Source organism: Pedobacter sp. MC2016-05 (assembly GCF_026239735.1).
In the GTDB taxonomy this organism is placed as follows: domain Bacteria; phylum Bacteroidota; class Bacteroidia; order Sphingobacteriales; family Sphingobacteriaceae; genus Pedobacter.
In genome coordinates, this window is sequence record NZ_JAPIVT010000009.1 from 40,586 (window position 1) to 55,698 (window position 15,113).

The 15,113-nt window shown below is 38.2% G+C and carries 7 protein-coding genes; 3 read left to right on the forward strand and 4 right to left on the reverse strand.

Annotated elements, in window-relative coordinates; translation table 11 throughout:
• Positions 1–10: 10 nt before the first annotated feature.
• Both fucP and OQZ33_RS13325 read right to left on the reverse strand, forming a co-directional pair.
• A complete protein-coding gene (fucP, locus tag OQZ33_RS13320; protein ID WP_265799512.1) occupies positions 11–1,297 on the reverse strand; it encodes an L-fucose:H+ symporter permease in 1,287 nt (428 codons plus the stop codon).
• Between the two features lie 551 nt (positions 1,298–1,848).
• Entirely contained in the window at positions 1,849–2,709 is an 861-nt protein-coding gene (locus OQZ33_RS13325) for an AraC family transcriptional regulator (RefSeq protein WP_265799513.1), read from the reverse strand.
• Positions 2,710–3,099: 390 nt separating this feature from the next.
• On the opposite strand from OQZ33_RS13325, the gene OQZ33_RS13330 reads away from it, so the two are divergent.
• On the forward strand, positions 3,100–3,987 hold the full coding sequence (locus OQZ33_RS13330; protein ID WP_265799514.1) for a helix-turn-helix domain-containing protein: 888 nt from the start codon (positions 3,100–3,102) through the stop codon (positions 3,985–3,987).
• Between the two features lie 301 nt (positions 3,988–4,288).
• On the opposite strand, the gene OQZ33_RS13335 is transcribed toward OQZ33_RS13330, so the two are convergent.
• Together OQZ33_RS13335 and OQZ33_RS13340 are read right to left on the reverse strand one after the other, a co-directional pair.
• On the reverse strand, positions 4,289–6,364 hold the full coding sequence (locus OQZ33_RS13335; RefSeq protein WP_265799515.1) for an alpha-L-fucosidase: 2,076 nt from the start codon (positions 6,362–6,364) through the stop codon (positions 4,289–4,291).
• 118 nt (positions 6,365–6,482) lie between these two features.
• Positions 6,483–8,978, reverse strand: a complete 2,496-nt coding sequence (locus OQZ33_RS13340) for a glycoside hydrolase family 95 protein (protein ID WP_265799516.1) — start codon at positions 8,976–8,978, stop codon at positions 6,483–6,485.
• A 1,427-nt stretch (positions 8,979–10,405) separates the two neighbouring features.
• On the opposite strand from OQZ33_RS13340, the gene OQZ33_RS13345 reads away from it, so the two are divergent.
• Together OQZ33_RS13345 and OQZ33_RS13350 are read left to right on the forward strand one after the other, a co-directional pair.
• On the forward strand, positions 10,406–11,542 hold the full coding sequence (locus OQZ33_RS13345) for a FecR family protein (protein WP_265799517.1): 1,137 nt from the start codon (positions 10,406–10,408) through the stop codon (positions 11,540–11,542).
• 269 nt (positions 11,543–11,811) lie between these two features.
• Entirely contained in the window at positions 11,812–15,105 is a 3,294-nt protein-coding gene (locus OQZ33_RS13350; protein ID WP_265799518.1) for a SusC/RagA family TonB-linked outer membrane protein, read from the forward strand.
• Positions 15,106–15,113 lie beyond the last annotated feature (8 nt).

A 15,113-nucleotide genomic window follows, 5' to 3' on the forward strand; every position in this document is an offset into this window, starting at 1 on the left:
ACTGTTTTTTTTAATCAATAGTTGGCTTTCTAAATCTCAAAGCAAAAAGCAATACTACTGCAAAGCAGAGCAATGGAATATATAAACCAAGCTGTATTTTTTCGGTATAATCAGATATAAAGCCCATAACCAGCGGCAGAATGGCACCTCCAACCACAGACATGACCATTAGTGAAGAACCGAATTTTGTAAATTTGCCGAGGCCGAAAATGCCCATTGAAAAAATGGTTGGAAACATAATCGACATGAAAAATGAAATGCCAATTAATCCGTAAACTGCTGAAATACCTGCAGAAAGTATTGCAAAAATTGTCAGAATCACGCATGCCAGCGCATAGCAAATCAGAAGGAAATGGGCACCAATAAATTTCATCAGAAATGTCCCTACAAACCTTCCGGTCATAAATGCTAAACCTGCCCCTCCAGCATACCAACTGGCCTCGGATAAAGGTAATTCAGCTATTGAACTGGCAAAACGAATAAAGAAACTCAAAATGCATACCTGCGCACCGACATAGAAGAACTGTGCTATCACCGCTGATCGAAGGTGTTTGATCTTTAGAATATGCCACATCGGAGCTTTACTTTCGTTCGTATGTTCCTCCTTAATTTCTGGGAGTTTAATAAAGAAAAATAATATGGCAATAATCAATATGATGACACCTAGTGTAAAATACGGACCTTTAACAGTGGAGGCTTGCGCAATAATAAACTGTCTCTTTACCTCCTCAGACATGCTGATGTGTTCGGAGTATGCTATATCAGATTGACTCAAAATAAATTTCCCACCAATAATGGGCGCTAGAAATGCAGCCAAACCATTGAAAGACTGGGCAAAATTTAATCTTTCGGTAGCAGTTTTGGGGTTCCCGAGTGCGATCACGTATGGATTCGCAGCAGTTTCTAAGAAAGCAAGTCCACACGCGATAATAAATAATGCGGCAAGAAAATAATAATATGTCCCTGTATTAGCTGAAGGTATAAATAAAAACGCACCTGTGGAAAACAATGCCAGTCCCAATAACATTCCATTTTTATATCCGAATTTCTTTATGAAAATTCCTGCTGGAAGAGCCATAAAAAAATAAGCAATAAATACAGAAAAATCTATGAGTGCAGTTTCGAGGTCAGATAAGTCAAACGCTCCTTTGAGATGTGGAATTAATACAGGATCAAGATTATGAACGAAGCCCCAGAAAAAAAAAAGACTGATAATGATGATCAATGCAAAAAATTGGGATTTATTGTTATGATCAAATCCAGTCGTATGAACGGATTCGGTTGGAGACTTCATCATAAATGTGTTGCTAAAAGAATTTTAAATATTGTCTTTTCTTGCAGCAAGATAAATGACATTGGCCACAAATTATTGCCTGATAATGCCCTATCATTAAACTTAGTTAACATCGTTTTCAAATCTTACATTTCTATACGAAGATTACTTAGTTTAAAAATGGGAACATATTAAGTAAAAGGTCATGAACTTTAATGACGTAAGGCGAGCAAGATTGAATTAAGTTTATAATTTGTTAAGGCTTTTCAGAACATAAAGATTATTTGAAACAAATAATAGCGGCTGTGGGCATTACTTTTTTTAAACATCTCGGTCCGATAATTTAGGCTGCTCTAAACTTATACCTTCATAAATACCTTCATATTATGGCCATCATGAAAATTTTTATAATGAGGGGACCTTTGAAGAAGTGGTAAAGCGTCTAACATGTTCGGGTATTATCATCAGCATGATGTGCTTTGGCGATAATTCTCTAAACCTATTTAAAAGTTAAATCTATCTATAAGGATACTATAAACCTGTAATTGACAAAAATTATTATTGAGCCAACAAAATTAGTCGAATGCCCTTTGGTAAACCAGGGGTGATTTACCTGTGATTTTTCGGAATGTGCGGTGAAAACTTGTGAAATTTTGAAAACCACTCTCATAGCATATTTCCTTAACACTAAACCTATCCTCTATTAACATTTTACATGCCTGACCAACTCTCACTTCACTTAAAAACTGTGAGTAGGTTTTTTTGCAGGTTGTTTTAAAGAATCTGCAGAACGAATTCGGACTCAGCCTTGCCACTTCTGAAATTTCTTTTAAATCGATGTTATTTTTATAATTTCTGGTGGTATACTCGTAAATAGTTCTTAATCTCTCCTTTTCTATTCTTGGAAGATCAAACAAAAAGCCTGGTGTAGCAATATTTTTCAAGTTTTTATTAGCAGATATTTCGTTAAGGCAATCAATCAGGAGAGAAATCTTCCTGGCGCCTTTTGCTCGAACAATGCTGCTAATCAAATTTGTAATTTTCCGTTGATTTCTTCCTGAGATCTGCAGGCCAAGCTTGGATAGCTCGAGCAATTTTTTGATCTCTTGAAATTCTGGAAGAGAGATTATATCCTTACCCCAAAAATCCTCATTAAAATGAATGACATAGACCTCCACCTGACTATTTGAATCAACGCAATTGATCGGGGAAAAACGCCAGTAATGCGGTAAATTCTTGCCCACCAATACAACATCACCATCTTTAAAACTTTTGATATTGTCTCCAATGTATTGGGTGCCATTCCCTTTTTTAAAATAAATTAATTCTAGTGCCGAATGGCAATGCCATCGGCTATTGATATCAGGGACAGTATCAATCCTTGCACCAAACGATTGGAAAGAATCGCCTGCTACATTTAAAACTTGAGGTCTCATATATGCTTACAATAATTAAGTCAGTATTATGCAAGCCCAATATTTCACATCACATTGCTGTTCGAATTGGCACACTTATTAAAAACTAAACCATAAGCAACAATGGTCTATTTCTTGCAATCCCAGAACTACTAAACATTAAGGAGCAAGTGTATATAGATTTACACTTAGAACTTCCAATGCCGCATCAAGCAAAATTTCAAAAAGTTAATTTCGAAAAGGCTGATTATCCAGAATAGTGCGTAGCACTGATCAAATAGGAACAGGTATTATATTTATATTTGGCTTCCCAAACTTAAAGGTTAATCTCATTTCTAATTTGTACTTTAAAGACTTTTAATTGTAAAATTCCGACAATTAAATTATCTTCGTTATTGAAATTTCTCCTCAATGCCCAACCGCTTTAGTCATCAGCGATATTCTTTGCTCAACGTGGATCAAGTGAATTTGAATGCGCGGTGGAAGTATTCGGGCATCATTAGTCCGTATTGCAGAATTTATTATATAAGTTCAGGAGAAGGACAACTTTCGGACACCTATGGCATCTCAATATTAGAAAGTGGTTATCTATACCTAATCCCCAGTTTTACTATGTGCGACATGTCCTGTCCTCGAGAACTGACTCAATTTTATGTACAGTTTTTTGAAGAATCAGGAAATGGAATTTCAATATTTGAGCATTTGAAGCAAATTATTAAAATCCCTGCAAGCGAGCTAGATATCCAATTATTCACCAGACTATTAAAAATCAATCCAAATCGAGGAATAAACAGATCAGACGATCCTAAAAAGTACGAGAATGACCGTTTTTATCAAGATTGTCAGCTGTCTAACCTGCAACAGAATCCTGCAGTTTATTATGAAACCCAAGGAATTTTGCAACAACTTTGTTCAAGATTCTTAAATTCTATTCCGAGATATGTTCCCAGGAACAATCCACATTCTCATAAAATGGCAATGATTGTCAACCATATCGTGAGTAATCTAGGTCAGAACCTGTGTATTTCGGAATTGGCAGAAAAGGTAAATTTACATCCTGACTATTTTTCTCGTCAGTTCAAGGAGCAAACAGGCATTCGTCCCAACAATTTTATCAATCAAAAAAGAATCGAAAGAGCCCAGTATTTATTGGCTACCACTGCGCTGAATTACACAGAAATTGCTGATGCAACAGGGTTTGATAATTTGTCGTATTTCTCAAAAACCTTTAAAAAAATAACGGGATTATCTCCAAGAGACTATAAAAAGCAGGTATATAATACGAATATTGGATTATAATACATGCTCATTTAAATCTTTCCATTGACAGTGCATTGTGCTATTTTACATAAAAAACGAAATATCCACAAATGGATAACATCTTGAACGCTCACATTTAAAGCGTTTTATTTGCTATCACACTTGTCCATCTCGTTTTATTTGCAAAAAAAAACGCCACCTCTCAGAGGTGACGCTAACTAAACTAACCATTATAGTTTTACTAACGCAAAAGCATTATTACTCATATATTATAAATTCTAAGAGTTCAAAATCGAATGTTCCATTTTGAAAACTGACAATAGATAAAACAACGTGATCTTTACCGAATACCAAGTTCAACGATCGAAAAACGCCCGCTACCGTTGAGATGGCGTATCGTAAACCTGAAGTAGCGTGCACTGAGGATTTCCTTAGCCCTTATAATTTGTTCGACTGGATTTGCCCTGATATTTGAGAACTCCCCGTCAGGTAATTTCCTCCAGTTTACCCCATCCTCACTAACAGCTATCCCATACTTATCTATAATACTTTCATTGACATCGGGCTTACCTGAATAAAATGTAAACGCTTTTATGGTATTAGTTTTACCCATATCTACGGTAAGTTCAATAGGAAGGGCATCATCAGGCAATTTATCAAATTCAAGTCGGGTGTTTAAATTATCATCAATCGCATCTGCTGCAAATCCTTTGGTGGGTTTAACATTTGATGAAAGACTCCACTGTATTTTAGATATCCCCAATTCAATGTAAGTTACATCGCTAATGTTATTCCATCGGTCTATCGCGATGGCTCTTATCTTACCACCATTTTTAAAATCAAAAGCCCTGCTGTAAACCTTAGACGCTGAAGAGGGACTATCACCATTTACGGTATAATAAACTGTACTTCCAGGTTGCTCCACTATCGTTACAATTCCGTTTTGGTTTCGTAGAATTTTTGGCGTTTCAGGACGCAATGGTTCACTGTAGAGACCAAAATGGCTCAATGCAATGCAGGCATCAGCTTGATTAATGTTTAACCTAACTCGTGAGACCTTGAGTTTCTTGGGAAGACGGATCAAACGGTTAGATCCAATACTAGTGCCTTTAGCAATTTCTTTCCAGACACCCTGATCAAAGATATCTACGCTGAATGCTCTGATGCGCTGACCGAGCTTGATGTTTTCCCTTAGCTGAATCACATTGAAAGTTTTTTCTTGAGGCAGTGTAGCCGTCAGTTGTGCGGTATGAACATCATCATCTGTAGCCCAATAACTGTATCGGTCCTGATCTGTCAAAAACTGTAAACCAAATTTTTTACTGTTTCCCTGACGAATATTTTTCGCACGAAGTTGTGCGCCCGCCAGTATATTAGCCTTAAATGTTAGATTAATAATTTCCCCGAATTTTTTAAGCTCTTCCACATCTCTTCTTTCCAGCAAGCCATCCGGATTTGGGGAAACACCGAGATTAAGATTTGCTCCGCGACCAACACTCTGGTAATAAAGCGCCACCAGATCGGAAGCTGTCTTTAGCTTCTCATTCTGATTGGCATGATAAAACCATCCTGGTCGCATTGGAACGTCACATTCTGCGGGCATCCAGTATTTACCGTTTTTTGTTCCTTGCGTGGATTTCCAATACTGGCTAAATCCATTTGAGGCCACTTTCCCAGGTTCAGGTGCTTCCGGTGTATAAGTTGCCCAACAGGTTTCTCCTGCGTGGCCTTCCTCATTCCCAACCCATCTAATGTCTGGACCAACGTCCCCAAATATCGCAATTTGAGGCTGCCATTTTCTTATCATTTCCCATGTCTGCGGCCATTGGTAATAAATAGAACGGTCAATTTTTCTTTCCTCGTTCGCACCGCCATAATAACCATTTCCACCATTTGCGCCATCATGCCAGGAAACAAATACGGGCCCATAATTCGTCAATAATTCTTTTAACTGATTTCGGTAAATATCAAGATAGCCGGGTTGACCGTAGAGCGCATTGTTTCTGTCCCAGGGAGAACAATAAAGACCCAGCTGCATATTGAGTTTATTGCATGCGTTTTGGTAATCTTTAATCATATCCCCTTTACCATTCATCCACTTACTGGCAGAAATACTGTGTGAGGTTGTCTTAGTCGGCCACAAACATAATCCATCATGATGCTTTGCAACGACAACTATTCCCTTGAATCCTCCAGCCTTCAAAGCACCGACAATTTGAGCGGCATCAAATTTTTTAGGATTAATAAGTTCTGGACTTTCGTCGCCAAAACCCCATTCCTTATCCGTGTAGGTATCTACTCCAAAATGTATAATTGAATACATTTCCATCTCATGCCAATTTAATTGTGCTTTGTTGGGTATCGGACCATATGGTTTGGGGGCTTGTGCTTGGGTGATTAACGCAAAAGTAAACATTTTTGAAAATGTTGAGATGATCAGGATCACCCGTAAATTTCTAAGGAAACTATTTATGAAATAACGCATTGAAATATTTATAAATTACAGATTTATTTATGTTTTACTTATTTATGTTTTACTTAATATTTGGTAAGATATCATATAACTTCTCTGCCTTTGAATCAAAACTTAATATGTAACCAGTCCCAGATTTTTTAGATTCTAACTGACTTCCTTTTAGATAAATTGGCTGATGTGATTTAATCACACATAATCCACCAATAATGGATTTTATTCCCGCTTGTGTCATCTGGCCATTTTCCCAACGAATACTAACTTCAAAATTTCCCCGAGCTTTTAAACCTGTTACTTCACCGTCTTTCCATGCTGATGGTAATGCCGGGAGAAGCTCAATAGCTTTGTTGTGACTCTGAAGCAGCATTTCTGCAATCCCAGCAGTACCCGCAAAATTCCCATCTATTTGAAAAGGCGGATGTGCATCGAAAAAATTAGCATAGGTACCTCCATTTGATTTTTCATTAGCATCTACATAGTTTAACAATTTTCGCAGTAAAAGATAGGCATGATCGCCGTCTTGAAGCCGGGCCCACCAGTTAATTTTCCAACCTCGGCTCCATCCTGTTCCATCGTCGCCACGTAAGGACAGTGATTTAGCTGCAGCCTTGAACAGTTCAGGCTGATCATGGGTAATCTCCCTACCGGGGAATAAGCCAAAAAGATGGGACGCATGACGATGTCTTACATCTGTTTCCTCGAGATCTTTATACCACTCTAGTAATTGTCCTTTACTCCCTATTTGCATGGGATAAAGTTTTTTAAGTTTGACTAACAACGTATCTCTAAAGTTTCGATCTATATTTAAAATTTGGGATGACTCAATTACATTATTAAAGAGATCGCGAATGATAGACATGTCCATGGTAGAGGCGATCGAAACGGCTTGGGCTTTCTTATTGCTATCAAAAAATGCATTTTCCGGGGAGGTTGATGGCGCAGTTACGAGATATCCGTCCTTGTTTTGAACAAGCCAATCAAGACTGAAGGTTGCAGCAGATTTCATTATTGGATAAACTGCTTTGAGAAACTTTTTATCTTTCGAAAACTGATAATGTTCGAATAAGTGCAGGCAAAGCCAGTTCCCTCCCATTGGCCAGTTCGCCCAAAGTGGATCTCCCGCTCCGAAATCGCCCACAGGATTGGTTATTGCCCAAATGTCAGAATTATGATTAGCTGCCCAACCTCTTGTTCCATAAAACTCTTTTGCCATTGACTTACCCGTAATTGAAAGATCTTTTATAAAATCAAATAAAGGAACATGCATCTCTGATAAATTAGTAATTTCTGCAGGCCAGTAATTCATCTGCGTATTGATATTAATCGTATAATTTGAGCTCCAAGGTGGTCTCATCATATTATTCCATATCCCCTGAAGGTTGGCTGGAGGGCTGCCTTCACGGGAAGAAGATATCAATAAATACCTGCCAAACTGAAAATAGGTTGCTTCAAGATCAGGATCTGCTTCACCTGATGAGTAATCTTTCAATCTCAAGTCTGACGGAAGGGTATTTTTGTCGGTTATAGCACGATTGGATAATCTAAGTGAAACCCTATCAAAATAGTGCTTATACTCTATTGAATGACGGCTTAACAAATCGCCATAGGTCTTATTTAACGCGGCTTTTAGTCTTTTTTCTACAAGTTCATTTTCATCTACCCCCTCACTGTCCGGACATTTTCCATAGCCATTGAAACTGGTTGCTGCGCTAAGGTATATTGTTGCTTCCGTTCCCCCTTCAAGATTAATGGAATCATTTTCTGCCTGAATTGACCCATCTTTGGAAACTACCTTTATCCTGAACTGAAACCTCATTCCCTTACAACCTAAAGTATCATCGTACTGGATGGGTTCTACATTTTTTGGATTATAATAAACGGGAAGCACATTTGCTGGTGCTTTGCCATTAATAACCAGTCCTCGATCAACACTTGTATTCTTTTTAATTTTAAGTTGACTGTTAGCAAGAACGCTGAAATTCAAAGCGCCTTTTTTGCTTGCAGATAACTTGATCACCAGCACCTGATCCTTGGCGGAAATAAAAGTCTTACGTTCATATTTAACTCCATTAATCGTAAAAGATGTTGTAGCCACTGCACTATCAAGGCTTAATTGACGTCTGTATACTGAGGGCTTTTGGCCTTTAAAGTCTTGTTTTATAATCATATCCCCCATTGGAAGATACGATTGGGAATAAAGACCTTGCATTTTTTTCATTAGTTCATTGGCCAGGCCATAGTCCTCTTTATTAAACAACGCATTTCTGATTTGAGGGAGATATTCTAAAGCTCCCGGATTAACTGAGCGCGGTACAGGTCCGCCACTCCATAAAGAACTTTCGTTCAGCTGCAATACCTCCTCTTCTATTTTTCCATAAATCATTGCACCAAGCTTGCCATTTCCAAGTGGAAGAGCTTCCACCCAATTCTTAGCTGGCTGCGCATACCATAAAACATGTTCCCGATGTTGCTGAGCGCGACATAGGTTAGAATAAAAAATTGGAAAGATGCATAGAATGCTCGATACGATTATTTTAAAAGTTTTTGATTTCAGCATTAGAATTAAATTTACGCTTAAATAATGTTGGTTTGTTTGGATTGTGAACCTTTAGACCGAATGTTTTTAAGATAAGAAATGGATCATTAAGATTATCAAATTAATAAAACATTAAACACTTATAATGTTGTTAGTTTAACATTGTATACCATCATGAGTACATCTAACTATTGGACCGCCAACCGTTTTATCATTCAATAAGTGTACGACTGTAGCGAAGCACATGACACACATACTCCTTACTGAATAAGTAAAAATCAATATTTTTTTCTTCATGTTTTTTTATTATTTAATAATTTGGTTAGCGTATTAATGTGAAGAATGTTATGCCGTTAAGATTGCCCGAACATTTGCTAAGGGCAAGATATTCCAAGAAATCAGAAAAAAAATAGCCGTTATTGGCGATCTATTAAATGTTATTACCAAAAAGTGAACCGAAAAAGTTATCAGGTGAGCTTATAAGTAAATAAGGATAGAATTGCCAAATGATTAGATAGTTATGACGCTAATTTTATTCCTAATCATCTATTGCTGATGATCTCGTGATAAAGAATGACGGCTGGTGAAACTGTGCTAAAATAAAATACATTTGTATCCTAATCAATAAATACATCATTCTAATTTTGTGCTTTCAATGAATATCATTTAAACGGTTATGCAGCATTACAAAGACATCAGCATTTTTAGCAATAAAATTGGAGTTACTAAACCTGAGCATCCCTTGATTAGTATAACATTTGGTCATAAAAACAGCAATAGCATAGAGGACATTGATTTTACCGCTGGATTTTATATCATTTCTTAAAACCATTGAGATCATAATAACTTATCCCAGCTGCAACACACCACGATAATTAATTTCATCTGATCCAACATTTGGGTCATTTTTCAGGAGTTATAGACCTTGATTCTTATCGCCAACTTGATGACTTTTGGTCCTTCTCAAAATTAAAAGTCAAACACAGAATCATAATGTATAAATCACTGTCAGATACGGGCGATTTCTAAAAAATATAATAAAATTTTTAGTTTATGGATCAGTAGTCTATCTTACCTCAGAATTCTTAAGGTGGAGTGCAATAGATGAGACATTTGGCCGAAAGTTCAGCGAGGATCCACTGTAGTCTTAGAGTTAGTTATTATTTATCCCCTGACGTTTAAAACCTTTCACATATTCAGTTTCTCGTCAATGATTGGAAATTTTACCTGACTTGTAGGTTCAACATCATGGCAAACGTCAAATATCTGATTTCCTTTGATAAACAACTGGGCAAAGACCACTGAAGAATCAACTTTTCCGCGGTAGCTCGAAATATCACTAAGTGAGCAGAACGAATTTCGAAACAAATAAAATAAAAATTAATATCCGATACCCCACATGCATTCCTGAAGTGTCTTACCTTTAAACCAAGTATAAAAAGATCCTTATGATGACCCAACAAGAAGCAGATAAACTTATCGAAAGATATTTAAAGGGTGATGCTTCACCAGCGGAAGAAAAAATTCTCTTAGCCTGGTATGAGTCTAATTCGTCTGGCAAAAGCTTGACCGATTCAGATGACTTTGAACACCTGTATCTGGAAATTTGGTCCAATACACAAAAGAGAGCAGGCCTGGTCAAAAAGAATGCGTTCCCGTTATGGTCAAAAATTGCTGTTGCAGCATCAGTTGTCTTAGCGTTCTTGATCATTTTCGAGAAAAATCCCAAACAGCTAAAAGATAAGGTAACTTTTACAGCAAAAAAAACATATGACTCGCAGATCACACCTGGAGGAAACAAAGCTATCTTAACTTTGGGAAATGGCCGAAAAATAAACCTGTCAGAGGTTAAAAACGGTGATTTAGCACAGGAAAACAATATCAATATAAAAAAATCCGCGCAAGGAGAGATAGCGTATACTAGCAATGGAAAATCATCAGCATTGGTCTATAACACGATAACTACCCCTAGAGGTGGTCAATATTCCATTACGCTATCTGACGGTACAAAAGTGACTTTAAATGCAGCATCCTCAATGACCTTTCCTACCCGCTTTGCAAATAAAGAAAGAAAAATCCAGATTAATGGTGAGGCTTACTTGGAAGTTGCGCACAATAAAAAAGTCCCATTTAGGATAGTTTCAAAGGGTCAGGAAATTGAAGTCCTGGGCACTGAATTCAATATTAACAGCTATGAAGATGAGCCATTAGTCAAAACAACGCTTGTTAAAGGCAGTGTAAAGCTAAAAAATTCAAGTTCATCAGTGATTTTAAAACCTGGCGAACAGGGGCAAGTTAACAATTCAAATTCTTCACGACCAATAGCGGTTCAGCCAGTAGATTTAGAAGAAATTACCGCATGGAAGAACGGACATTTCGAATTCAATGAATCTTCATTGAGTGAGGTATTGCGTACAACGGCTAGATGGTATGATATCGATGTAAATTATTCAGGGAAGGTTCCTGATCTGAAAATTTCCGGAAAAATCTCCCGAAAGGTCAATTTCTCAGGCTTAGTCGCCTTGCTGGAATTTGAAGGGGTTAAGTTCAGAATCAATAAAAAAAGTGTAGAAATCATTAACTAGCAGTCAAACAATAAAGGTCCATAACCTAGAATATTAACGTTGGAGATAAACATATGAGCGGTTTATCAAACCAGCCAGCATAACTAACCAAATATTAATCTTAAACTATTTTCACGTATGACATAAGCAATACACCTCAGTTCCAGACAAACTGGATTATTTCCAGATGGAAAAGCTGGCGAGTGTTTCCGCACTCCACCAGCATAAATGTCTGGGCATCACAATATCGCGACAAACGAACCGAAGAATAACCCAAACCTTACGAATGTATGAAATTTAAATTAAAGCCTGCGGCTATTGGCACAGGCATGTCCAAACTATTTCTGGTTATGAAGTTAGTCATTGCCTTTTTTATATTATTCTCTACGCAGGTAAGTGCCAAGCTACTTGCCCAGGAAGTGACCCTAAAAGCCAAAAACCTTTCTCTTGAAAAACTCCTGATGGAGGTTGAAAAGCAGACAGGTTATCATTTCATTTACGACAGTGACCTGAAGCTGCTGAAATCAATCAAGATTGATGTAAATGTTCAGAAAGTAAAAGTAAAAGATTTACTTGACAAATCACTTGGCAACTTGCCGATGCAATACACTATAATTCAGCAAACTATTGCTATCAAAGGCGTTCGGCTGCCCGAGTCGGACGCCACAAAAAAAGAGGTGGTGATAAGCGGCAAAATCACAGATGAATCTGGTCAGCCCATCCCAGGTGCCTCGGTGATGTTAAAAGGCTCAACTAAAGGCGTTGTATCAGACAGCGAAGGAAGGTATTCCATTTCCACGCCTGATGGAAAAGGCATTTTAATTTTTGCTTTTGTGGGTTACAGCAAAGCCGAGCTGGAGATATCCGGCAGAACAACGATTAATGTAACGATGAAGATTGAATCTTTTGGCCTGGATGAAGTGGTGGCCATTGGTTATGGAACCAAAAAGAAAAGAGAACTCACCGGAGCAACTGCTACAGTAAATGCGCAGGCCATCAGTGAGCAAACCATAACCGGATTTGATCAGGCTCTGGCCGGAAGAGTTTCTGGTGTTCAGATTGTGCAAAACTCTTCAACACCCGGAGGCGGCACCTCAGTAAGAATGCGTGGCGTGAGCACACCAGGCGTGAACGAGCCATTGTATGTGATTGATGGAGTACCGGTTTTTTCAAACGATGTTGGTAATGGTGGCGGCGCTTTAAACGTATTGAATTTCATTAACCCCAATGATATCGAATCTATTGATATTCTTAAAGATGCAGCTTCTGCCGCTATTTATGGTTCAAGGGCAGCCAATGGCGTGGTGATTGTAACCACTAAAAAGGGAAAAGAGGGTAAACCAAAGCTTTCGATGGATTACTATTACGGTGCACAAACCTTTGAAAAACGCTTCGACATGCTCAATGCAGAGGAATACAAGTCGTTCCTTACGGCAAGAAAAACACCTTTCACAAACAGTAACTTTAACACCAACTGGCTGGAAGAAATTACACAAACTGCGCCAATGCAGAATGCCAATATTAGTGTAAGTGGAGGGAATCAATCTTCCAACTATTATTCCTCAGTTGGCTACCTCAATCAGGAAGGTATTGTTAAAAATAGTAACTATGAACGCTTCACAGCAAGATTTAATAGCAACAGCACCATATCAGAAAAAATAAAAATCGGAACCAATTTCTCTGTAGCTAGAGATAAACAGTTGCGTAGAGGTGAAAATGATTTCTTTTCTTCTTCTGTGGGCCTTGCGTTATATTTTCCGCCAACAGTTCCGGTAAGAGAAAGTGCTGGTCAATATGGAGATGCACTAGAGTATGTACCATCTTTCGTAGCCAGTCGCCCAAATCCTGTAGCCAATGTTGAAGTGGGTAGTGGCTTCCGCAAAAACATGAAACTACTCGGCAATATATTTGGAGAGTACCAACCCATTAAAAACCTGGTCTACAAACTTAATTTAGGTGCTGATTACCAAAGCTCAAGTAGTGATAGTTATTTCCCGGGCTACATTTTTGGTGTTGCCAACCGCGTAGTCGGCACACCCGGTGTAAACCGTGGCACCAACAATTCACTAATCTGGTTGGTTGAGCACACCTTGAATTACAAATTGACACTTGCGAATGACCATAATTTTAATGTCCTTGCAGGTGCAACCCAACAGGCGGCAAGACTGGAAACCTTATATGGCGCAAAAAGTAATGCGGTATCCAAAGATCCAAATCTTACCACAATCGATTCTTCTCCAGCAACACTTCAGTCTGCTTCGGGCAATGTCTCAGAATGGTCAATCGCATCGTTCCTCGGTAGATTTGATTATAACTATAAAGGCAAATATCTTTTCTCTGCAACCGTTAGACGAGATGGTTCTTCACGTTTTGCACCTGGAAATCAATGGGGTACCTTTCCATCATTATCAGCGGGATGGATTGTGTCTGATGAATCGTTTTTCAAATCAAATGTAATCTCCAACTTAAAATTACGTGGAAGCTGGGGCCGGTTGGGTAACCAGGAAATCAGCGCCTTCCAATACTTATCAACGCTAGGTAACACACAGTATATTCTCAATGGGGTGTCTGTAGCGGGCGTTTTCCCAAACAGTGTTTCCAATCCTAACATTACCTGGGAAACTTCTGAGCAAAAGGATATTGGCGTAGACATATCACTGTTGAAGAATAGAATTACATTTACTGCTGATTATTTTGATAAGACCACTAAAGGTATTTTGTTATCGAATCCGATAAGTACGGTTTATGGATATACCAATTCTGGTGGCGGCAGCATTACCCCTACGTCGAACTCAGGAATAATATCAAATAAGGGACTTGAATTTGCAGTTAATGTCAGAAATTCTGAGCATGCATTAAAATGGTCATTTGACATAAATGCCGCCACACTTAAAAACAAAGTGGTGAGTCTTGGAGGAGGAGACCCGATTATCAACAGCATGAACTCAGGCTTATTTTCAACCAAAACTGATGTAGGTTCTCAAATTGGTGCTTTCTACGGAAAAATAAACACCGGCCTTGGACCAGACGGCCATTTGCAGTTCGCCAAAGATGCCAATGGAGCAGATATTCAAACCATTATCGGTAATCCAATCCCAAATCTCACCTATGGGGCTAATGTGAATTTAAGTTATAAAAATTTCGACTTCTCAATGGCTCTTCAAGGGGTAAATGGAAATGACATATTTGCCACAACCCTATTTCAGATTGGAAACTTTTCATATGGTGCAAATAATCAAATCAAAAGCATCTATGACCAGGCAGGCGTTACCGCTCCGGCGGTAGCTACCGCAAATGGTGCTGATTATGCAGCTTCAACCTGGTATGTTTATGACGGAAGTTTCCTTCGCTTACGCTCAGTTCAGATTGGTTATAATCTGCCATTTAATCTTATGAAAAAAATAGGCATCAGCAGATGCCGTGTATATGTATCGGGCCAAAATCTGTTCACATTTGACAATTACAAAATTGGGTTAAACCCTGAGGTCGGTGCATTTAACCAGAACAATACTTCAGCCGGTGTTGATCAGGGTACATATCCAGCAGCAAGAGTGATTACAACAGGGGTAAGTCTTACATTTTAATTATTTCA

Bases quoted from the DNA above. Each gene is read 5' to 3' on its own strand.
- fucP (WP_265799512.1), bottom strand. From the start codon at position 1,297: ATGATGAAGTCTCCAACCGAATCCGTTCATACGACTGGATTTGATCAT.
- OQZ33_RS13325 (WP_265799513.1), bottom strand. From the start codon at position 2,709: ATGAGACCTCAAGTTTTAAATGTAGCAGGCGATTCTTTCCAATCGTTT.
- OQZ33_RS13330 (WP_265799514.1), top strand. From the start codon at position 3,100: ATGCCCAACCGCTTTAGTCATCAGCGATATTCTTTGCTCAACGTGGAT.
- OQZ33_RS13335 (WP_265799515.1), bottom strand. From the start codon at position 6,364: ATGTTTACTTTTGCGTTAATCACCCAAGCACAAGCCCCCAAACCATAT.
- OQZ33_RS13340 (WP_265799516.1), bottom strand. From the start codon at position 8,978: ATGCTGAAATCAAAAACTTTTAAAATAATCGTATCGAGCATTCTATGC.
- OQZ33_RS13345 (WP_265799517.1), top strand. From the start codon at position 10,406: ATGATGACCCAACAAGAAGCAGATAAACTTATCGAAAGATATTTAAAG.
- OQZ33_RS13350 (WP_265799518.1), top strand. From the start codon at position 11,812: ATGAAATTTAAATTAAAGCCTGCGGCTATTGGCACAGGCATGTCCAAA.